At 40.0% G+C, this 22,042-nt stretch carries 21 protein-coding genes; 10 read left to right on the top strand and 11 right to left on the bottom strand.

Annotated elements, in window-relative coordinates; translation table 11 throughout:
* The 3 genes from RUMAL_RS09120 to RUMAL_RS09110 all read right to left on the bottom strand — a co-directional run bounded on the left by RUMAL_RS09120 (window position 1) and on the right by RUMAL_RS09110 (window position 3,527).
* Entirely contained in the window at window positions 1–291 is a 291-nt protein-coding gene (locus RUMAL_RS09120) for a hypothetical protein (protein WP_013498457.1), read from the bottom strand.
* 425 nt (window positions 292–716) lie between these two features.
* The gene (locus tag RUMAL_RS09115) at window positions 717–2,666 is read right to left on the bottom strand and encodes a fructose-bisphosphatase class III (RefSeq protein ID WP_013498456.1); all 1,950 of its coding nucleotides are present in this window, start codon (window positions 2,664–2,666) and stop codon (window positions 717–719) included.
* A 303-nt stretch (window positions 2,667–2,969) separates the two neighbouring features.
* A complete protein-coding gene (locus tag RUMAL_RS09110; RefSeq protein WP_013498455.1) occupies window positions 2,970–3,527 on the bottom strand; it encodes a flavin reductase family protein in 558 nt (185 codons plus the stop codon).
* A gap of 289 nt (window positions 3,528–3,816) precedes the next feature.
* Between RUMAL_RS09110 and RUMAL_RS09105 the strand changes: the two genes are divergently transcribed.
* The 6 genes from RUMAL_RS09105 to RUMAL_RS09080 all read left to right on the top strand — a co-directional run bounded on the left by RUMAL_RS09105 (window position 3,817) and on the right by RUMAL_RS09080 (window position 9,153).
* Window positions 3,817–4,842, top strand: a complete 1,026-nt coding sequence (locus RUMAL_RS09105; protein ID WP_013498454.1) for a glycoside hydrolase family 5 protein — start codon at window positions 3,817–3,819, stop codon at window positions 4,840–4,842.
* Between the two features lie 169 nt (window positions 4,843–5,011).
* Window positions 5,012–5,926 (top strand): ribonuclease Z, encoded by a 915-nt coding sequence (locus RUMAL_RS09100; protein ID WP_013498453.1) that lies wholly within the window; start codon window positions 5,012–5,014, stop codon window positions 5,924–5,926.
* Window positions 5,923–6,324, top strand: a complete 402-nt coding sequence (locus tag RUMAL_RS09095; RefSeq protein ID WP_013498452.1) for an Imm6 family immunity protein — start codon at window positions 5,923–5,925, stop codon at window positions 6,322–6,324. Before RUMAL_RS09100 ends, RUMAL_RS09095 begins: the two co-directional genes overlap by 4 nt.
* Window positions 6,325–6,693: 369 nt before the next feature.
* The gene (gene pckA, locus RUMAL_RS09090) at window positions 6,694–8,307 is read left to right on the top strand and encodes a phosphoenolpyruvate carboxykinase (ATP) (protein WP_013498451.1); all 1,614 of its coding nucleotides are present in this window, start codon (window positions 6,694–6,696) and stop codon (window positions 8,305–8,307) included.
* Window positions 8,308–8,381: 74 nt separating this feature from the next.
* Complete coding sequence (locus RUMAL_RS09085) at window positions 8,382–8,804, top strand: Imm7 family immunity protein (protein WP_013498450.1); 423 nt, start codon at window positions 8,382–8,384, stop codon at window positions 8,802–8,804.
* Between the two features lies 1 nt (window position 8,805).
* Entirely contained in the window at window positions 8,806–9,153 is a 348-nt protein-coding gene (locus tag RUMAL_RS09080; protein WP_013498449.1) for an arsenate reductase family protein, read from the top strand.
* Between the two features lie 40 nt (window positions 9,154–9,193).
* Here RUMAL_RS09080 and RUMAL_RS09075 read toward each other — a convergent pair whose 3' ends face one another.
* The 3 genes from RUMAL_RS09075 to thrH form a co-directional block, all read right to left on the bottom strand.
* Window positions 9,194–9,838 carry a M15 family metallopeptidase gene (locus RUMAL_RS09075; RefSeq protein ID WP_013498448.1) on the bottom strand — a complete coding sequence of 215 codons (645 nt, stop codon included), beginning with the start codon at window positions 9,836–9,838 and terminating at the stop codon, window positions 9,194–9,196.
* Window positions 9,839–10,050: 212 nt separating this feature from the next.
* Window positions 10,051–12,078 carry a polysaccharide biosynthesis protein gene (locus RUMAL_RS09070; protein WP_013498447.1) on the bottom strand — a complete coding sequence of 676 codons (2,028 nt, stop codon included), beginning with the start codon at window positions 12,076–12,078 and terminating at the stop codon, window positions 10,051–10,053.
* A 165-nt stretch (window positions 12,079–12,243) separates the two neighbouring features.
* Window positions 12,244–12,849 (bottom strand): bifunctional phosphoserine phosphatase/homoserine phosphotransferase ThrH, encoded by a 606-nt coding sequence (gene thrH, locus RUMAL_RS09065; RefSeq protein WP_013498446.1) that lies wholly within the window; start codon window positions 12,847–12,849, stop codon window positions 12,244–12,246.
* Window positions 12,850–13,182: 333 nt separating this feature from the next.
* Between thrH and RUMAL_RS09060 the strand changes: the two genes are divergently transcribed.
* The 4 genes from RUMAL_RS09060 (at window position 13,183) to tnpA (ending at window position 16,378) form a co-directional block, all read left to right on the top strand.
* Complete coding sequence (locus RUMAL_RS09060) at window positions 13,183–14,337, top strand: ribose-phosphate pyrophosphokinase (RefSeq protein ID WP_013498445.1); 1,155 nt, start codon at window positions 13,183–13,185, stop codon at window positions 14,335–14,337.
* A gap of 56 nt (window positions 14,338–14,393) precedes the next feature.
* Window positions 14,394–14,927: a GNAT family N-acetyltransferase gene (locus tag RUMAL_RS09055; protein WP_013498444.1), complete on the top strand. Its 534-nt coding sequence runs from the start codon at window positions 14,394–14,396 to the stop codon at window positions 14,925–14,927.
* A gap of 93 nt (window positions 14,928–15,020) precedes the next feature.
* Complete coding sequence (locus RUMAL_RS09050) at window positions 15,021–15,722, top strand: IspD/TarI family cytidylyltransferase (protein ID WP_013498443.1); 702 nt, start codon at window positions 15,021–15,023, stop codon at window positions 15,720–15,722.
* Window positions 15,723–15,901: 179 nt separating this feature from the next.
* The gene (gene tnpA, locus RUMAL_RS09045; RefSeq protein WP_013483574.1) at window positions 15,902–16,378 is read left to right on the top strand and encodes an IS200/IS605 family transposase; all 477 of its coding nucleotides are present in this window, start codon (window positions 15,902–15,904) and stop codon (window positions 16,376–16,378) included.
* A gap of 194 nt (window positions 16,379–16,572) precedes the next feature.
* On the opposite strand, the gene RUMAL_RS09040 is transcribed toward tnpA, so the two are convergent.
* The 5 genes from RUMAL_RS09040 to RUMAL_RS09020 all read right to left on the bottom strand — a co-directional run bounded on the left by RUMAL_RS09040 (window position 16,573) and on the right by RUMAL_RS09020 (window position 21,818).
* Window positions 16,573–17,250: a TIGR00266 family protein gene (locus RUMAL_RS09040; RefSeq protein WP_013498442.1), complete on the bottom strand. Its 678-nt coding sequence runs from the start codon at window positions 17,248–17,250 to the stop codon at window positions 16,573–16,575.
* A 27-nt stretch (window positions 17,251–17,277) separates the two neighbouring features.
* The gene (locus RUMAL_RS09035) at window positions 17,278–17,946 is read right to left on the bottom strand and encodes an HAD family hydrolase (protein WP_013498441.1); all 669 of its coding nucleotides are present in this window, start codon (window positions 17,944–17,946) and stop codon (window positions 17,278–17,280) included.
* A gap of 6 nt (window positions 17,947–17,952) precedes the next feature.
* Window positions 17,953–18,324: an immunity 41 family protein gene (locus RUMAL_RS09030; RefSeq protein ID WP_013498440.1), complete on the bottom strand. Its 372-nt coding sequence runs from the start codon at window positions 18,322–18,324 to the stop codon at window positions 17,953–17,955.
* A 31-nt stretch (window positions 18,325–18,355) separates the two neighbouring features.
* A complete protein-coding gene (locus RUMAL_RS09025) occupies window positions 18,356–19,471 on the bottom strand; it encodes a THUMP domain-containing class I SAM-dependent RNA methyltransferase (RefSeq protein ID WP_013498439.1) in 1,116 nt (371 codons plus the stop codon).
* Window positions 19,472–19,598: 127 nt separating this feature from the next.
* Complete coding sequence (locus RUMAL_RS09020; RefSeq protein WP_013498438.1) at window positions 19,599–21,818, bottom strand: transglycosylase domain-containing protein; 2,220 nt, start codon at window positions 21,816–21,818, stop codon at window positions 19,599–19,601.
* Window positions 21,819–22,042 lie beyond the last annotated feature (224 nt).

Genomic DNA, 22,042 nt, shown 5'->3' with positions numbered 1-22,042 from the left:
CTAATCAAAAACATTCTGTATATCAGGCAATTTCAGTTCATAAGCACGACTATTTATCTTTTTCAGAAGAAAATTTCTTGCCACCACAACAGCAGGCTGATACTTAGTATTTTCTACGCCAAGGCTTACTCGGTATATTATGAACTGACCCGATGATATCTTCATTACTATATGATTCTGTCCTTCAAACGTGCCGCGAAGAATAGAATTTGACTTTACAAAATGCCATAGCTCGTTATATGTCAGATCAGTTACTTCATCCGTCAGAAACTGTTTAATAAGCTCTTCCATATCAAGTCCTCCACATCTCATTGAATAATAAACGATCAAAGGCTTTATTACTATATTTTTGTTACATTATATTATAACATATATTTTTACAAAATTCAAGAAATAACATAAATCACAGTGGTGATATATAAGTTTTTCTTTATTAGGGTTGTCGGGCTGATCAGTCGGTTATATATCGCTCCCGTTTGTCATTTACACAAAAAAAGAACGCTGATGCTATCTGCGCTTTTGAAGAAGCCAAGCACCATCAGGAGCGTAACAGGCAGTATAAGGAAAAGAAACATACCCGGCGTAGAAAAAATACTTCGGAATAAAAAAGCAAGGAGAATTTCTCCTTGCCGTGATGATGTGTATATCTGTTCAAAAATCATAACAACTACTAAAACGGTGGTTATGATCTATATACTATTATAATAGTATATAGATCAACAAGTCCTTCTGTCGATTTCCTTCTTCTGTTTGATTATGCCCGAACGGTACGCTTTCAGAAGTTCACGAAGATCGTTTATCTTACCAAGAAGTTCTTCTCCTCTGTCTGTATCGCATATATTCGCACGATGCTCGAATCTTTCAACAAGATGAAGAGTTGGAGTATGTTCGCTCTCTCCGGGTATGAAAGGCTTATGTTCAGCAAGATTGAGACTATGGCTATCACAAATAAGGGTATATCCGGCAATACCTGTCGCTTTCTGATACGCTTTTGAGATACCGCCGTCGATAACAAAAAGCTTTCCGCCAGCCTTCACAGGACTCTCACCATTCTTAATTTTCACCGGAACATGACCGTTGATGATATGACCCTTTTCAGGATCCAACCCGAACATTTCCAGGATTCTCATACAAACATCTGCATTCTCAGAAAACTGATAATAAGCATTATAGTTCTCAGTATGCAGTGAAGGGTCATCTATGAAATATCTTTCAAAAAACGCCATTTTATCCTTTCCGTAAAGGGGTGAACGAGGTCCGCACCAAAGGTACCATAACAAATCAGCTGAGTTTTCTTTTTCCTCACCGCTATGGAGAAAATAAGCTTTGTTCGCAACCTCATCAAGCTTATCAAGAAGTTCTTTGCCCGAATGATCCTCACCTTCTATCTTTACTGAAAGAAGCTCACCGTTCTCATCGAGAGGTATACAACCGTGAAAAAGTAGATTACCATTGATAGTCTTGTACATTGAACCGTTCGTGTAAAGAAAACGCATATGCTCAGCAAGCTTTTCGCTGTGCATAAATGAATTCGCAAGCACGGTCATAAGTTCATTTTCCTCATCTGTCAGAGCCAGAGGGTCATCCTTATTTACCGTTGGAAAATTCTTGTCAAGCAGTTCGTATGTCTTTCCTTTAAGTTCAACAGTGCCATTTTCCGGATGAAGATTACTGAACAGATCACGGTCATCCATTCCCCATTCAGGATGACGTTTTATCAGCTGACTTTCAAGCTTCAATTGAATAACTGTGATCGCTTTATGCATTTTGGCAACAAGCAGAGTGTCAACAGGATCGTAAATATTATCATCAAGAGTGTGGGGCATAAATATAGTACAGGGATCATCCTTGTAAACATCACCGGCAAAAACAGCAAGTGCACGCAGATTCAGACCATAGCCATCCTCAAGTATATCGAAATTGTTATACCTCATAGAAATACGGATAACATTGGCTATCAGCGCCCTGTTGCCGGAGGCTGCACCCATCCATGAAATATCGTGATTACCCCATTGTATGTCTACATCATGCATCTTGATAAGCTCATCCATTATGATATCAGCACGCGGTCCCCTGTCGTAGATATCACCGATTATATGAAGACTGTCTATAGCCAGGGATTGTATGACCTTACACACCTCCTTGATAAAATGGTCAGCTATGCCTGTATCAAGTATGGTAGTGATTATCTCATCGTAGTAATAATCCTTTATTACATCATCGGTAACATTAAGCAATTCATCAAGGATATATACCATATCATGAGGAATGCTTTTTCTGACACGAGACCTGGTATACTTTGCAGATACCGATTCAAGGACAAGAATAAGGCGATAAATAGTGAGCCTTCGCCATTCATCGGTAAGTATACCCGCTTTTTTAAGACGCTTCTGTTCTTTGTCGGGATAGTAGATCAGTGCAGCAAGCGCTTCTCTCTCAGCAGAAGAAACCGTTTTTCCCAAAGTTAGGTCGATCTTTATCTTTATCATTCCCGATGCACTTTTAAGCATATGCAGAAATGCTTCATACTCACCATGCATATCACTGAAAAAATATTCTGTACCTTTCGGAAGACAACGGATAGCGGAAAGATCAACTATCTCGCTGGCGGCACTGTCAATATTCGGGAACTCTTTTGACAGTAGCTGTAAGTATTTCTTATCCATTCTATTCACTCTTTTCATTCTGGTACGTATTCTTTAAAATACGATACTCTGTTATTTCTGAGATTTATACATATTGATCTGTATAAAGCATGATCTTCACTATATTTGTACAGACATCTTAACAGAACAAAGTTTTGCGTATTATATCTTAATTATAAGTATAACACAGAATATGATTTTTTGCAACCGAGATAATTATATAAAATAAATGTATTCTGATACATACTGCTGAAAGTATCAATTGTATTTCAGAATATTCGCATCTTAAAAAGGCGACAGAGTAACCTGTCGCCCCATACTCTATTACATGAATTTTTTGCCGGAGCTCCAGGCACCGCCAACATTTTCACCAATGACTCTGTAAGTCTTTGCTGACGAATCATACATTATAGGCTGAAGTTTGGAAAGATCAACTTTTCCGTCGGTAAGTACAGAATCATCAGCGACCATACCTACTATTTTAGCAGTTACTCTGGTCTCACCGTACTCCTGAATGATATCAACTACTTCACATTCCAGTGAAACAGGAAGCTGATCAATAACAGGAGCGTTCACCTTATCTGAACGTGTCACTGTAAAGCCCGCCTTTTTGAGCTTATCAGGTTCATTTTTAAACGAAACGATACCAACGTAATCGCACTCTGCAGTATAATTCTTTGTTGCAAAGCTGACAGTGAATGCACGATTGAGCTTGATATTCTCGGTACTTGGATGCTCTCCAAGGCTGACAGATATCAAATCTCCTCCGATCTGCCCTGCCCATGCAGCATTCATGGCATTGGCTTCTCCATCAGCATTATACGTACCAATAATAAATACAGGCAGCGGAGTTACAAAACCTTTTTCAACATTGATCTTCATAATAATAATCTCCTTTATGATTTAATATATAGTATATTGAATTTATTATACTAAATTCTCATAGCATTGTCAAGGAAAAAACAGATGTTATTTTTAGTATTTTACAGTTTTTGTCATATATAAGCATAGGTTTCGGGCTCGGTATAAATAGAAAATATAAACGATACGATTATATATTCGACATTAATGTTAAAATTGTTGTATTATAAAAAATGAAAATATGTTATCCTTACAATAAGATAAGAAACCTGAATTGGTATGTACAACCACAAAGAACGGAGGTATAAATATGAGAATATTTGAAGGATTTCAGAAAGGCGTTGACCTCGGCGGCTGGCTTTCTCAGGGCAGCTATGATAAAGAGCATCTTGACAGCTTTATAGGCAAAGATGATATTGCAACAATAGCCGGTTGGGGCTGCGATCATGTTAGACTTCCGATCGATTACAACATCTTTGAAACTGATGAAGGCGAACTTAAAAACGAAGGATTTGATTATCTCGACAAAGCCCTTGAATGGTGTAAGGAATATAAACTGAATGTACTGATCGACGTACATAAAGTCTATGGCTACTCATTCTATTCAGGCGACGGACAGGAAGGTTTTTTTGACAATGAAGACTTGCAGAAAAGATTCTACAAATGGTGGGAAAGACTTGCAAAGCGTTACGGAAAACTTTCAAACAGAGTAGCATTTGAACTTCTCAACGAGGTAAATGACAAGGAATTGAGTCCGAAGTGGAATGCAATAGCTCACAAAGCAATAGAGGTTATAAGACAGTATGCACCTGATATTAAGATAGTGCTGGGCAGTTACTGGAACAACTCAGTTGATGCTCTTGCAGACCTCGAAGTTCCATATGATGAGAACATCGTTTATAACTTCCACTGCTATGATCCTTTTATGTTTACACATCAGGGCGCTTACTGGGTCGATGAAATGCCTCACGACCTCCGCCTGGATTATCCGGGGAACATCAAGGATTACCGTGAATCCGCCAAGGCAACAGGCCTCACACGTATACAGGATTATATGGATGTTCCGGAAAGCGGATTTGATACAAGCTATTTTGAAAAGCGTTTCGCATACGGAATAAAAGTCTGCGAAGAAAGAAATGTTCCTATGTACTGCGGTGAGTACGGTGTAATCGACAGAGCCGACCCCGAACAGATACTCAAATGGTATAAGGACATAAATGCAGCATTCAGAAAATACAACATTGGCAGAGCAGCCTGGAATTATAAAGAAAAGGACTTCGGGCTGATCGACGAGAGAATGTCCGGCGTAATAGATGAGCTTATAAAGTATCTCTGATAACCGATTGAATGATAAATTTCATATAATACTCCCACGATCCGCAAGGCAGGATATGCTTTGCGGGTCATTTTTTTGTACATAAATTTTTCTTTGCCGCTATTGATTTTAAATGTCTGCTGTGGTATAATGTTAAATGTACTTTATCAGTGAAAAAGGAGGACTGAAAATGCCGGATATTTGTCTTGCAGGAACAGGCGGTATGCTTCCGCTGAAAAACAGGTACCTGACAGGCTGTTTTATTGAATACAGCGGCAAAGCTGTACTTATCGACTGCGGTGAAGGTATGCAGGTCGCACTTGCGGCAGCAGATATAAAGATAAGCCGCATTGAAATGATACTTATTACACATAATCACGCAGACCATGTAACAGGTCTTCCGGGTCTTCTGCTATCTATGGGAAACTGTTCGCGTGAAGAACCGCTGGATATATATATCCCCGAAAGTGCAGAACGTGTTGTGAGAAACCTGATATCTGTCTGCGGACATCTTCCATTTGAATACAGACTGCACAAGCTTCCCGACACAGCAGCTGTCAGCTTCACAGCCGAAAAGATCGACCCTATGCTTACGATATCAACGCTACCGTTAAAACACAGCGTAAAATGTCTGGGATATAGTTTTCTGCTGGAAAAGAAGGCTGTTTTTCAGCCTGAAAAAGCTCAGGAACTGGAAATACCTGTAAAATTGTGGAGAATGCTGCATTCAGGTGAAGCAGTTATACTTGATGACGGAAGAACCATACAACCGGAAGAAGTCACGGGAGATAAACGTCCGCCTGTCAAGGTAACTTACATTACAGACACATTGCCTATCAGAGAGATAGTTCAGTTTGCAAATAACGCAGACCTTTTCATCTGCGAAGGTATGTACGGTGACACTGACAAAAAGCAGAGTATGAACGAAAAGGGTCATATGCTTATGCAGGATGCTTGCAGACTGGCAAAAGAAGCTAATGTCAAGGAATTATGGTTGACACATTACAGCCCTGCCGAAAAGCATCCCGAGAATTATGACAAAGAGCTAAAAAAGCTGTTCCCTGCTGTTTTGATATCCAAAGACGGAGAGAAGAAAACACTATGACAGATAATGCCCTCGACTATCTGCTGTGGATAACGAATAGTCACAAAAATATAATAGGAGCTGAATTTGCAGATCACTGCCTTTCTATCATTGAAAAACTCAAAAGCAGGAATTATACTGCTGATGAACTTTATAGCTTGGTCACAGATGATGAACTACTTTACAATTATACCGATAATGCGGCTGAAACAGAATGTGAAGCATTCAGTCAAGCTTTTATCTCTGTTCTGATGTGCATGATATGTGCGAAATATCATAGCGAGGGACAGAAGTTTCTGCCTGAGGATATCGAGCCCATTCAAGGTGATAAGCTTGACGGATTTTTCACCTATCTAAAAGAGAAAAGACCATTGCCCAAAGATTGCTATCAAATCTTCTGTAAAACAGTATGCCTATAAAGTATAACAGTATTGCAGGATTTATATATCACAAATTCAAAGATGTATCATTTCAAAAGTTTCACAGAACAAACTTTTTATCATGGAAATCCGCTTTTTATCGACTATAGTCGGCATAACAGTAATATGTTTATTATGCTTGAATCTTGCATATACGAATGAATATACTTGCAAAATGCAAATAATATAGTATTGTTTTTATATGGTAAATTGTCATAATGTTAAATTTTTGTCTTTAGTTTTCAAAATGCTTGACAAAGACTGAAAATATGGTATAATAGAAATAATGAGTGCCACTATATATTGTTGTTTGTTCAACAATTTTCGTACTCAATTTACAAGTCAATTATTTTTAAGGAGGAAAATAAAATGGCAAATCTTGATCTTACAAAGTATGGCATCACAGGTTCAGTTGAGATCATCCGCAACCCTTCCTATGAAGAGCTCTTCAAGGAGGAGACCAAGGCTGGTCTTGAAGGTTTCGAGGTCGGACAGGAGACTGAACTCGGCGCAGTAAACGTTATGACAGGTATCTACACCGGTCGTTCACCTAAGGATAAGTTCATCGTTATGGATGAGAACTCAAAGGACACTGTTTGGTGGACAACCGATGAGTACAAGAACGATAACCACGCAGCTTCCAAGGAGACCTGGGACGCTGTTAAGAAGATCGCTGTTGAAGAGCTCTGCAACAAAAAGCTGTTCGTAGTTGATGCTTTCTGCGGCGCTAACAAGGATACAAGAATGGCTGTTCGTTTCATCGTTGAGGTGGCATGGCAGGCACACTTTATTGAGAATATGTTCATCAAGCCCACAGCTGAGGAGCTTGAGAACTTTGAGCCTGATTTCGTTGTTTATAACGCTTCCAAGGCTAAGGTTGAGAACTACAAGGAGCTGGGTCTGAATTCCGAGACAGCTGTTGTATTCAACATCACAAGCCGTGAGCAGGTTATCATCAATACATGGTACGGCGGCGAGATGAAGAAGGGTATGTTCTCCATGATGAACTACTACCTCCCTCTCAAGGGCATAGCTTCCATGCACTGCTCCGCTAACTGCGATATGGACGGCAAGCACACAGCTATCTTCTTTGGTCTTTCCGGTACAGGTAAGACAACTCTGTCTACCGATCCTAAGAGAAGACTTATCGGTGATGACGAGCACGGTTGGGACGACAACGGCGTATTCAACTTCGAGGGCGGCTGCTATGCAAAGGTAATCGGTCTTGATAAGGAATCCGAGCCTGACATCTACAACGCAATCAAGAGAGACGCTCTGCTTGAGAACGTAACTGTTGATGCAAACGGCAAGATCGACTTCGATGATAAATCCGTAACCGAGAACACTCGTGTTTCTTATCCTATCGATCACATCAACAACATCGCTTCCGAGGTTAACGGCGTTTCTGCTGGCCCTGCTGCTGAGAACGTAATCTTCCTCTCTGCTGATGCTTTCGGCGTACTGCCTCCTGTATCTATCCTGACTGCTGAGCAGACCAAGTACTACTTCCTGTCCGGATTTACTGCAAAGTTGGCTGGTACTGAGCGTGGCATCACTGAGCCTACTCCTACATTCTCTGCTTGCTTCGGTCAGGCATTCCTCGAGCTGCATCCTACTAAGTATGCTGAAGAGCTCGTTAAGAAGATGGAAAAGAGCGGTGCTAAGGCATACCTCGTTAACACAGGCTGGAACGGCACCGGTAAGAGAATCTCCATCAAGGATACTCGTGGTATCATCGATGCTATCCTGAACGGCGACGTTCTGAAGGCACCTACCAAGAAGATCCCCTTCTTTGATTTTGAAGTTCCTACCGAGCTGCCCGGCGTTGATTCCGGTATCCTCGATCCCAGAGATACATATGCAAATGCATCTGAGTGGGAAGAGAAGGCAAAGGATCTGGCTAACAGATTCATCAAGAACTTCTCCAAGTACGAGGGCAACGAGGCTGGTAAGGCACTGGTTGCTGCTGGTCCTAAGCTCTAATATATCAGAGAATAATTTAAAGCTCCGCATCCCTTGCGGAGCTTTTTTGATACAGCAATATGTGAGGTGACACTATGGTAGAATTACACGGATGGCTGACAATATGCGAAAGTTACGGCGATGAGGACGAGCTTACAGACGATGAACACAAAAGTATACAAAATAATATCAATCAGATCATCTCAAAGCAAAACTGCGGTGTAACACTTTCTTATAAGAACGGTGTCGCTTACCTTAGCGTGCTGCACTGCTCAAATCACAGGACAGAAGAGGTCGATGAGATCATAGGCGTATTCTGTGATGCAGCAAAAGCGGCAAATGGAAGCTACGGTATTATCTATATGCGTGACGATGAGGACAAAGAATATTTCAGCGAATTTCAGGTATTTGTTTTCAAGCACGGTGAATGCTCAAAAGTCAGGGATAAAATGCTGTCACCATGTATACCTGTGATAGAAGCTGATATATACAATAAAAACATACAAAAGGAGGAATAATATGTTATTCATTTGCTACCCCAGATGCACCACCTGCAAAAAAGCCCAGAAGTGGCTGGATGATAACGGATTTCAGTATGAACTGCGCGATATCAAGGAGAACAATCCTACTTACGAAGAACTGAAAAACTGGCACGCCAAAAGTGGTCTGCCGCTGAAAAAGTTTTTCAATACAAGCGGACTGCTCTACAAATCAATGGAGCTCAAAGATAAACTTCCCACAATGACCGAAGATGAACAACTGAAACTTCTCGCAACCGATGGTATGCTGGTCAAAAGACCTATACTCGTGAACGAAGAGACTGTAATGGTAGGCTTCAAAGAAACAGAATGGGATAAGATAAAATAATACAAAAAACGTACCGAGAACCACTCTCGGTACGTTTTGTTTAATCTGCAACTAATTTCTTGATCTTATCGACTGCAGTCTTTACTATACTTTCCTTTGGTTTATAGAAATGCTGGTAGTCCTTGGAATTAGTCCAGTCTCCGCCCCAAAGCCAGCCTTTACAAGTAAAAACTTTAAAAGCAAGATCGTGATGATCTATCTTGTGAGGAAACTCTGCTCCCCTGTCGACATACTCCAAAGAATTTGACGGGCTTATCTTCTCACCAACGATATAAGGATTATACAGTGGATTAATGTCGATAGCCCTTCCCAAGGCGTGCATGGAAAGTTCTTGTGTACCTGCAACATTTCTGAAGTTGAATGCCGAAGAATTGTTATCTGCCATTGAAAGCTCATCGTCGCCGTCATACTCATCGCAAAGATGTACCTTTTCTATCTCGTACTCAGCTTCAAACAACGTCTCAAATATCTCAAGAACTTCTTTTGCCAGCGACTTATGAACGATCATCTCGCCATCAGCTATATTATGAGAAAAATCAAGATACCTGATGTTCAGGTACGAAAGATCATCCAGCTGTATCTCACTGTTTTCTCTGTAAGTTATACCCGATATACGATCTCTTACATCATCGGGAACAGGGCAGGCTGAAAAGCCCTCGCGAAGTATGAATACTTCATTTTTCATATAGTTTCCTTCCTCCAAATCAAATGACCAGAAACCGACAACGCTAAATTGTCAGCATAGGATATTTTAGCAGATAAGTCCATGTTTGTCAAGTGATTTTAAGTATATTTATTACTTTCTGATTTCCAAAAATAAAATGGCACTTCCGATTATTTTTAAGCAGAAGTGCCAATATATTTTAATTTCACAACTGCAATATAACAAGCGTATTATCAAGCAGTGACCATTGGCTTTTCAGGAACAGATGTAGGATGGAAGGTTGTAACTATATCACATACCTTTTCATACACTCCGTAATCATCTTCATTATAAGCCACGTCCATAAGTTCTTTTATATCTCTGACGAACTTGTCATATTTAAAAGGAATAGGCTGACCTATATGGATCTTTTGGTTACTCGTGCGCTTCAGTCCTTCCTCAGCCATAAGCTTTTCCTCGTAGAGTTTTTCACCTGGACGAAGTCCTGTATACACTATCTTGATATCAACATCAGGTTTATGACCTGAGAGTTTTATAAGATTACGAGCAAGTGTATCGATCTTGATCGGTTCACCCATATCAAGTACGTATATCTCAGAACCATTTCCAAGGACACTCGCCTGCAAAACAAGAGATACAGCTTCAGGAATACTCATAAAGAAGCGGTTGATGTTCTTATCAACAACAGTTACAGGACCGCCTTCAGCAATCTGCTTTTTGAAGAGTGGTATAACAGATCCGTTACTGCCAAGAACATTACCAAAACGAACAGCACAGAACTGGGTTTGAGGAATTAGTCCGCGCGGCAACACATCAAACTTCCAGTCAGAATCAGTCATATGTGAATGGATTTTGGGAAGTTCATTCCATCTGCCGTTTTTCACCATATAATCAAAAGTCTGAATGATCATTTCGCATAAACGCTTGCTTGCACCCATTATATTTGTGGGATTAACAGCCTTATCTGTAGATATGAGTACGAATCTCTGACAACCGTTTCTCAAAGCTGCATAAGCGGTCTTATATGTACCGATAACATTGTTTTTTATAGCCTCACAGGGGCTGTCTTCCATTAAAGGTACGTGCTTATGCGCTGCTGCGTGATAAACAATATCTACATGATACTTTTCAAAAACTTCATTTATGCGCTTGTTATCGCGAACAGAACCTATAAGTACTTCGAGATCAAGCTCAGGCATATTCCTGCGAAGTTCCATCTGGATCTCATAGGCATTGTTTTCATACACGTCAAAAATTATAAGCTGTTTTGGATTATGCTTAGCGACCTGTCTGCAAAGTTCGCTGCCTATGGAACCTCCGCCGCCGGTAACAAGAACTACTTTTCCCTGCAGGTTAGAATAAACATCTGACATATCCATCTCAATAGGATCCCTGCCCAGAAGATCCTCAATAGCAACTTCCTTCATCTTGGCAACAGTAACATCACCGGTAACAAACTGGAACAAACCCGGAAGATTTTTAAGTTCACAGCCTGTTTCCTTGCATATATTCAGAAGTTCTCGCCTGTCCTCAGCTGATGCACTGGGTATAGCAACATATATAGCATTGACGTTATACTTCTGTGCAGAAAGGAGTATATCATCTCTTCCTCCAACTATCGGAACTCCATCTATATATCTGTCCCACTTGTTAGGATTATCATCAATAATACATACTACTTTCTCTTTGAGATTTCTGGACTGCTCTATATCCCTAAGTATCATCTGGCCGGCATTACCTGCGCCAACAAGCATTATGCGCTTGTATCTTCTGTCAACTTTAGTTTCTTTATCAGATCTGCGTTCTCTTTCAAGCAGAACAAACCGGTAACAGAAACGAATACCGATCACAAAGCAGAACTGTAAGATCGGTCCTATGATATAGTAAGAGATCGGCATACGGCCGAACATCACGGATATCAGAAGCGAGTGTAATAACACAAGTTCAAAAGTAGCAAAAGTAACGCGCTTTAATTCAGAAAAGCTTGCAAATCTCCAGATGCTCCTGTAAAGCTTGTTATACCCATGTACAAACACGATCAATAATGCATATATTGGCATAAAATAAAGATATGCATTGATATATTCACGTGATATTTTTGAAAAACTAAGGTCATATCTTAGCCATAGTCCTGAAAAATAACTTCCTGCACCAACGATAATATCATATGCTGCCAGATAAATGGAAATTATCTGCCAATGCTCGAGCTTTTTCTTATCCCTTAATTTGATCCGCGAAGTGATCTGAGACTTTTCTTCCATATAATCCCACCCCCTAATATTTATAATTTAATTATATTATAACATAAATCTCATATATTAGTCAAGTAATAGTCATTAGAATTATGCACAAAAGCACTTATTTTATTAGTAATAATGTAACAAAAAAAGCACCGACATTAATGTCGGTGCCAAATATTGTAAATTTTACTTTGCAATTTCAGCCTTGATAGCTGCAAGCAGCTCATCATAAGTTTCAAATGCGGGAAGATCAGGATAATCAGCCTTGATCTTATCAGTGCTTCTGAACAGATAACCTGCACGACTGTTAAGTATCATACCAAGATCATTGAAGCTGTCACCGCTTGCTATAGTATCAAAACCACAGGACTGAAGTGCCTTGACAGTAGTCAGCTTGGATTTCTCACAACGCATCTTATAACCTGTGATCTCACCGTTATCAGCAACTACCAGCTCATTACAGAAGATCGTGGGCATACCCAGCTTCTTCATAAGGGGCTTTGCAAACTGTGTGAATGTATCACTCAGGATAAGGACCTGGCAGCAATCCCTCAGTTCATCAAGGAACTCCTTAGCGCCGGGCATAGGATCTATCTTTGCAATAGTATCCTGTATCTCCTTAAGACCAAGACCATGTTCCTTCAGTATTGCAAGACGATACTTCATAAGCTTATCGTAATCGGGTTCATCCCTTGTAGTTTTTTTCAGCTCGGGGATTCCGCTGGCCTCTGCAAATGCGATCCAAATCTCAGGTACAAGAACGCCCTCCAGATCAAGACAAGTAACTATCATTTTAAATTCCTCCATTACATTCTTTAAATTTCCATATTTTATTATACAACAGATTTATGAAAATGTAAAGAGGATTTTTGCATTTTTTGATTACCAATCCTGCAAATTATATATTCCATTTCCAAAGATATATAGATATACAGCCTTATTGATGCATAAATAGATACCTCTGTAAAAATTATTTTTGCAATAAAGAATAATTTTGTAAAAAAGATGAAAAACTGTTAAATTTCTGAAAAACCTCTTGTAAAAGAACAGATTATAAGTTATAATGATATAGGAATATGGCGGCCTGAAGATCCGCCTATATATAATATGGAGGTATGTAAGATAATGGGTAGTGCTGACAAGATCTTATTTGACAATGATTCGAGAGTGGCACCTCTGGTACTGATCCCTATGGAGGGCGCGAAGGAACTTGGCGAAAAAGTAAATGCATATCTGGTAAAATGGGCTAATGAGGACAATTTCTTCAAGGAGACTTTCCTGGTGGACGCTGAGTGTCCCAGATTTTCTTCCGGCGACGGAAAGGGTCTTATCAAGCAGACAGTTAGAGGCAACGATCTCTTCATTCTGTGCGATATGGGTAACTACAGTGTAAAATACAACTATTTTGGTCACGAGAACTATATGTCTCCCGATGATCACTATCAGGATCTGAAGCGTATAATTCAGGCGGCAAGCGGCAAGGCTCACCGTATAAACGTTATTATGCCTTCACTCTACGGCGGCAGACAGCATCGCAGAAACTATCGTGAATCGCTGGATTGTGCAGTAGCTTTACAAGAACTTCAGGCTATGGGTGTATCAAATGTACTCACTTTTGATGCACATGACCCCAGAGTACAGAATGCTGTTCCACTGATGGGATTTGACAATATTATCCCCTCTTATCAGGTACTGAAATCCATGTTCAGAAGCCTTGACGATTTCAAGCCCGATAAGGCACATTTTATGATAGTATCCCCCGATGAAGGAGCTATCAACAGAAATATGTACTATGCATCTGTACTGGGCGTTGACATGGGTATGTTCTACAAAAGACGTGACTACTCCACAGTCGTAAACGGCAGAAATCCTATCGTAGCACACGAATATATGGGAAATGACGTTACAGGCAAGGATGTATTCATCGCTGATGATATCATATCCTCTGGTGAATCCATGCTCGAAGTTGCTGTTGAACTGAAAAAGCGCAACGCAAACAAGATCTACTGCTATGCTACCTATGCAATATTCACTAACGGTCTTGCTTCCTTCGACAAAGCTTTTGAAAATGGTATCATTGATGGAGTATTCGGTACAAACCTGACTTACAGGACTCCTGAGCTTCTTGAGAGAAAATGGTTCCACGAAGTTGATGTTGCTAAGTATATTGCTTACTATATCGCAGCACTTAATCACGATGCATCCATTTCTGAAGTGATCGATCCTCACAAGAAGATTTCTGCTCTGCTTGACAAGTACGATATCAAAAAAAGCAATTAATTAAGTTTTACTAAACGGGCGTTCTTCGCCCGTTTGTTGTATACATGGAGAATGCTATGGATTACATATTCACTACCGAGCGGCTTTCGGTAAGAAAATTTCTCAAAAGCGACGGAAATGATCTCGCTGAGATCCTTACAGATAAGGAAGTAACTTACTTTGAACCATATCAAACTTTCACCTTTGGTGATGCATTAAAAGAAGCTGCTAAATTTTCCGAAAGCAGTGAATTCTTTGCAGTGGTACTTGACGGCAAAGTAATAGGAAAGATCTACTTTTCCAAAAGAGATCACGGAACTTATGAAATAGGCTATACTTTCAATATAAACTATCAAAGAAAAGGATATGCTGCTGAAAGTATGAGCGCTTTCATAGGATATGCTTTTAATACCCTCTGTGTACGCAGAATAATAGCCGAAGTCGATACACGTAATGAAAAGTCTTATAAACTTTGTGAAAGGCTCGGTATGCGACGCGAAGCTGAACACAAGCAAGTCTACCCTGCAAAAGAAGGTGGATATAACGATTTTTATATATACGCCGTGCTTAAAGAAGAATATGTTAAATATGGAGATCAACCTTCAAACTGACAGAACTTTATGCATTCAGATACAATATTAATCAGCAAACAGAATTACGATTTGTAGTGACAAAACCAATAATATTCCAAAGGAGGGAACTATATGATATTTGCAGGAATCGTAGCAGGAGGAAGCGGCTCACGCATAATTAATGCTGATAAGCCAAAACAGTTTATCGAGATCGGTGGTATACCGATTCTTATACGGACTATCCGCGCTTTTGAGGATATAGGAGAGATCGAACGTATATATGTTGGTATCAAGCCTGATTGGTATGACTATGCTGATAAGCTTCTGGAAGAATATAATATCAGCTCAAAACGAGTAAGGCTTGTTACAGGCGGAAAAAACAGGAACGGAACTGTATTGAATATACTTCGTGAGATCACCGCTATATTCGGTGTAAATAAGGGAGATGTTCTTATAACTCACGATGCTGTAAGACCTTTTGTCAGTGAAAGGATAATACGAGATAATATTACATGTGCCCTTAATACAGCAGCCTGCGGAACATACATACCCTCAGACGACACTATAATCCGGACTAAGGATGGTCTATCAGTAACAGAGAATCTCCCCAGACGGGAACTTATGCGTGCACAGACTCCTCAGACATTTGAGATATCAACTCTTTGTGATTGTATCGATAAACTTGGAAATGACAAGCTTGATCTTCTGACTGATACCTGCGGCATACTTACGGAATGCGGATATCAGATAAATATTGTCAAAGGCGAACCAATGAATTTTAAAATTACGACTGATCACGATCTGATGATCGCCGGATTAATGGCTATGGATTAAGTATACTACAAAACAAGGCGGAAAGCATAAGCTTTCCGCCTTGTTATTGTAACCGAAAACCCCCGGCTATGCCGGGGGTTCTAAAAAGCTTTAGCTATGAGTAGAAAAATAAAACCTCCTGTGATAAACTAAGAATAGGTCTGGCAACCGAAACTTAGAATAACAAGGAGGTATCGTCAATGACAAGAGACGATATAAATAGTTTAGCACATTCCAAGTGGAATTGCAAGTACCATGTAGTATTTGCCCCGAAATATCGAAGAATGGTGATTTATAATAAAATCAAAGTGGATATCGGAAAGATACTAAGAAAGTTGTGTGATCAAAAAGGAGTTAAAATAATCGAAGCAGAGGCGTGTCCTGATCATATACATATGCTGTTGTCTATTCCACCCAAATACAGTGTAGCAGAGATAATGGGATATTTGAAAGGCAAGAGTAGTTTGATGATATTTGACAGACACGCAAATCTGAAATATAAGTATGGCAACAGGCACTTCTGGTGCAGAGGATACTATGTTGATACAGTAGGAAAGAACAAGAAAAAGATAGCAGAGTACATCAGGAATCAGTTGCAGGAAGATATAGTGTGCGACCAGATCAGCCTGTTTGAGACAGTAGACCCATTTACAGGAGAAAAATACAAGAAAAAGTAGAAAACGAACACAAAATACCCCTTGAGGGGTTGCACGGGAATGAAATGCGGTTGACAGACCTTTCCCGACCCCTTAAGGGGTAGTGTCAGTATCATGCCCTTATAGGGCTAGTGCAAACAACCCGTTTAACGGGTGGTTTTGATTTTTACAAAAGATCATACCGGTAAAAAAACCGTGATGAATCAATTTTTAATTCAGGAACCTGTAGGTATGTATGGTCTGATAGCGCCTGCAAGATTGCTGACAGGCATCGTCTGCAGCCATACATGACCGGGACCGGTTATTCTTGTATTAAAGAAGCCTTCACCGCCGAAGAGCTTGTTTTTCAGACCGGAAACCTGTTCGATATCTATTGAGCAGGAAGCCTCCATAGCAGCAAGACAACCTGTATCTACGAGCATAGACTGACCCTGAGCCAGCTGATACTCAATAATAGAACCATCGAGCTCAAGAAAAACAGTACCCTGACCTGAGAATTTCTGCATGATAAAACCCTCACCGCCAAAGAAACCAGCACCAAATCTCTTCTGGAAGAAGATCTCCATATTTACACCCATCTCACTAGCGAGAAAAGCGGACTTCTGAGCAACTATAGGCATCTGTGAAACATCCATAGGTTTGATAGAACCGGGGAAATTTGAAGCCATAGCGATCATACCATCACCGTTAACAGCAGTATAAACATTCTGGAAAATGGATTCGCCTGAGAAAGCACGCGAAAGAGCCTTTCCGATACCACCGCCTGCATTGGTGGTCATATTAATGTTAGGGCTCATCCAGCTCATAGCCCCCTGCTGACATTTGATCGCTTCGCCGTTGTTAAGATAACATATAACAACAGGCAGCGGCTCACCTTGAATTTCGTAACGCATTTTATTTACCTCCTTTATTTAACAGGCTTATATGCCTGTGTTTAACATTTTGTCTTTAAATTGCATCAAGTTATCAAACTTGACATATGCCTTATTAAGCATGACCTCATCAGGTTCAATAAGATCGGGTATAAGTATCGGAATCATACCTGCAGCACTAGCTGATAATATACCGTTGCGTGAATCTTCAACAGCAAGAGTATTCTTAGGGTCAATTCCGAGTTTTTTACAGGCAGCAAGATAAATATCAGGTTCAGGCTTTGACTTTACTATCATATCTCCGCCAATTATAACATCAAAACAATGCAACAGACCAACTTCTGTCATCTCACTGACAATGATATCATAACGTGTTGAAGAAGCAAGTCCTACCTTTACACCGCTTTCGTGAAGCCATTCAAGGACTTCCCTTGCACCAGGCTTCAATGGAACACCTTTATTCAATGTGTTACGGACTTCAGTGTTGACCTCTGCACGAAGCTGCTTTATATCATGCTTATCACCATAAGCTTCAGTGACAATTCGCTCGGTCTCTATTTCATTTCGGCCGGTACAAAGCCTGACATAGTATTCAACATTTTCAAGACCGTACCTTTCACCTACAGTGAGCCAGCACTTCATACAAACGGATTCTGTATCGAATATGACACCGTCCATATCAAAAACTATACCGTCAATATTATTTAATGTATACATTTTTTCTTACCCATATCTTTCCAATTCAAACATATCATCATCCAATTCTTTATCAAAACCACGAAAAAAATAAAGTTGGATATACTCCAGACGCTCTATATAAGCATCAAAGTTATCGGGCATATCATCAAGACTGTATTCATCGCCGCCGGCAAAATGATATAAACATCCCTTCAGAAAGTTGTGGTAGCAATAGCTTACCTGTTCAGCAAGTTCACGGCTGAAGATCTTATTCTTCGCAAGACATTCTATACTCTCATAGGCCTGCCAGAATTCCACTTTAGGAAAACGCGAATACTCATGCATGATACCTATTAGGGTATTACCCTTGACATTGAAATTATCGCTGAGTATCAGTTTAGCTTCTTCAATATCCATGATATGATATTCCTTTATAAAAAAATTTATTCTATTTAAAATACATATACAGGTCGCATTTTATCATGCCATTGTAAAGCTTACGCTTCTTATCTGCCTTCTTACCGAAGAATTTCTCAAACTCCTCATGGGGCGAGATTATGTAGCAAGGTCTTTCCCTTGAAGGTTGTAATCTCTCACCGAGACGCTTGTAAAGTTCTTCTGCATCACGTATCTCCAGCAATCTTTCACCATAGGGAGGATTACAGAAAGTTATACACTGCTCAGGCTGTACAAATTTTCTGATATCCTGCTGCCTGACGGTAAGCTTTGAACCCACACCAGCCTTTTTGGCGTTATCTCTTGTAAGCTCGACTGCGATATCATCGATATCAAAACCAAAAGCCTTGAAACTTCCCTGCTTGTCTATCATATCCATAGCTTCCGAACGTGCATTCTGCCATACCTTATCGGGGATCTGTTCCCATTTCTGGGCGGCAAAATTTCTACGAATACCCGGGGCAACTTTAAGGGCCTTATAAGCAGACTCTATAAGAAATGTGCCTGAGCCGCACATGGGATCACATACGATAGAATCAGCTCGAACTCTTCCCAAATCTATAATACCTGCAGCAAGAGTTTCCTTGATAGGTGCAGCATTGGAATTTCTACGGTAACCGCGTTTGTGAAGACCTTCACCCGTCGTGTCAAGGTAAAGTGTAAATACATCCTTCATAAGTGAAAACTGAAGCTGATGCCTGGCGCCTGTTTCTTCAAAATAGGAAATACCATAAACCTTTTCAAGCCGCTTGACACAAGCCTTTTTAATGATCTTCTGACAATCCGGAACTGAATGCAGCTGAGAATCCAAGGAATGACCCTTTACAGGAAAAGCATCATATTTACCGATGAATTCTTCCAGAGGAAGCTTTGTAACTCCCTGAAAAAGCTCTTCAAAAGTGCGTGCTGTAAAAGATGTCAGTTCAATAAGCACACGTTCGCCTGTAGATACCCACAGATTAGCTCTAGCAACAGTATCGTAACCGCCGCTGAATGTAACTTTGCCGTCTGTGACGGTAATATCAGTTCCCCCTATCCTTTCGACTTCAAATTTCAGTGTTTTTTCAAGTCCGAAATGACAAGGGATACATAGTCTTAAATTATTCATATTTGACCTTTCAAAATAAGACCTCCGCACTCAACGCACGGAGGTCACGGATTAATAATGTCCGCCGTAACAATTTACAGAGTACACGAAACCTTGGAAAATCCAGGCTTCATTCTCCTGTTGTGATTTAATGGTAACAATAACCGGGAACATTCGATGCCTTGAAATAACCAACCTGCTGGCTGCCGCATCCGTTAGTTGCAATAAGTCCCGTACTTGTACAGAAATTAAGTTTAACTACTGTATCAGGCATGGGGAAACAGCCTTCTTCATCAAAGCTCTTATGAGGTTCTGAATCAGCTGTATCGCCAAAGATGTTCTTCCAGATAGCACCAATGTTCTGATAATCAGTTGATGAAACAGAACGAGGCACACCATCAATATTCTCATCATATCCTACCCAAATACCTGAAACATAGTCGGGTGTACATCCTACAAAATTAAGGTCACGCCATTTCTCCGAAGTACCAGTCTTACCGACAAGGTCAGTCTTGCTAAGCTTAGCGTAACGACCTGTACCTTCCTTGTCATTGATAACGTACTGCATCATACGGTTCATGATATATGCAGTACTGTCTGAGATAGCCTGCTTATATCCATCATTCTTTTCAAATATTACCTTTCCTGATGCATCCTCTATCCTTTTTACATAGTTGATATCATACTTTTTGCCGCCATTACCGAATATCATATACGAACCAACAAGCTCATCGAGATGAACACCAGTAGTGAATGCACCTACAGTAACCGGCGCAAGACTATTATCACTATCACGAAGCGTTGTTAAATCAAGCTTAGTTTTAAGGAAATTATATGAGTACGCGGGAGTAAGCTGTTCTATCAACTGCGCAGGCATAGTATTAAGAGATTTGAGCAGCATCTGATAGGTGTAAAAGTTCTTATATGACCAGTTACCCTGCGTATCATCAAATTCTGAATAGTTTACAGGCCAGTCCTTACCCTCGTTTTTGATCGGCTTATCGTTATATGCAGATGTCATAGTGATAAGATCCTGATCCAGTGCAGGAGCATAGGAAGCTATGGGTTTTATACAAGAACCCGGAGAACGTTCACCATTTATTACCTGGTTCCATCCAAGCATTTCAGTTTTCTCTTTACGGGAACTGCATATTGCTTTAATGTTACCTTGATAATCCATGCATACAAAAGCAGATAAAAGTGTATCATCCTCAGGATCCATCCACCATGTTGTAAAGTTGCTCTGGTCCTGCATTTTCTTTTCGATCTTATGCTGTAGATTTATATCTACATTGGTATATACAGAGTATCCACCTTTAGATATCATCTCTAAAGCTTCTTTTTGCTTAATGCCTTTATCACGTGCGATAACATCACTAGCCTCGATTATGGCTGCATCAAGATACCAGTCGGTCATGCCCTGCTCATCAAGCTCACCATCATAAATTGTTTCACTGGAATAATTCCAGTTGCAAGCTAATTCAAGTCTATAATTGAGAGCTTCATTATACTCCTGAGACGATATCGCACCATTTATCTGCATACGATCAAGACAATGCTTACGTCTGGCATTATTATTTTCGATATGATCCATAGGATTATTATCAGCAGGAGCATTGTTCATTCCGGCAAGACAAGCAGCTTCTGCAAGATTAAGTTGAGAAACATCCTTACCGAAATAGAAATTAGCTGCTGCCTGAACACCAATGATATCATTCTCAGAGTTACCGCAAGGAACTAAATTAAGATAACTCTCGAGGATATCCTCCTTGGTGTAAGTCTTTTCAACATTTATCGCACGAAATATCTCACGTATCTTTCTTTCAATACCCGGTACGCCGCGTGCTGCAGCATCACCGGTCAAATTCTTAACAGTCTGCTGAGTGATAGTAGAACCACCTCTGTATACACCATTCGGTAAGAAAGCATTTACAAACGCGAATAATGTACTCTTGAAGTCAACACCGTCGTGACTATAGAAACGTTCGTCTTCGACATACACATAAGCATCCTGAACGACCTGAGGGATCTCTTCAAGGTCTACCCAGATATAATGCTTGCTGGTGTCCCTCATAGTATAATACAGAACATACTGATCCATGGGATCATCTGTATCTTCATCATAATCGGGATTATCATACAAAAACCTGGTTATATTACTGTCAACATTTTTTTCAAGCGTGATATCAGTAGTAGTATCTGCAAAATTCATGACATAAATAGTCATGACAGTACCAAATATAGAAACAGTTATAACCAATATCAGCATGATCGAAAGCAAAAGTGTGCCGATTATCTTTAAGATCCGAACTGCAGTATTAGTGCCTCTTTTTCTCTTTTTTATTCTCTTTCTTATATTTTGTTCCATAAAATTTAGACCTTCCGTTACTAACTGCGGTTTACCGCAAACATTAAATATCATTATATATTATACCATATTGCAAAGAATAATGCAAGACTCTTGCATACAAAATATGGTGCGGCAAACTAACAAAAACCGTACAATATACTTATATCATTTGCATAATAGCGCAATTTAAAACGGTTCATTCATTATTTAAACAAAAAATAATGGGGACGTCAGACCGTCCC

It is taken from the genome of Ruminococcus albus 7 = DSM 20455, from assembly GCF_000179635.2.
Classification (GTDB): domain Bacteria; phylum Bacillota; class Clostridia; order Oscillospirales; family Ruminococcaceae; genus Hominimerdicola; species Hominimerdicola alba.
This window is presented reverse-complemented; position numbering and strand designations above follow the sequence as displayed.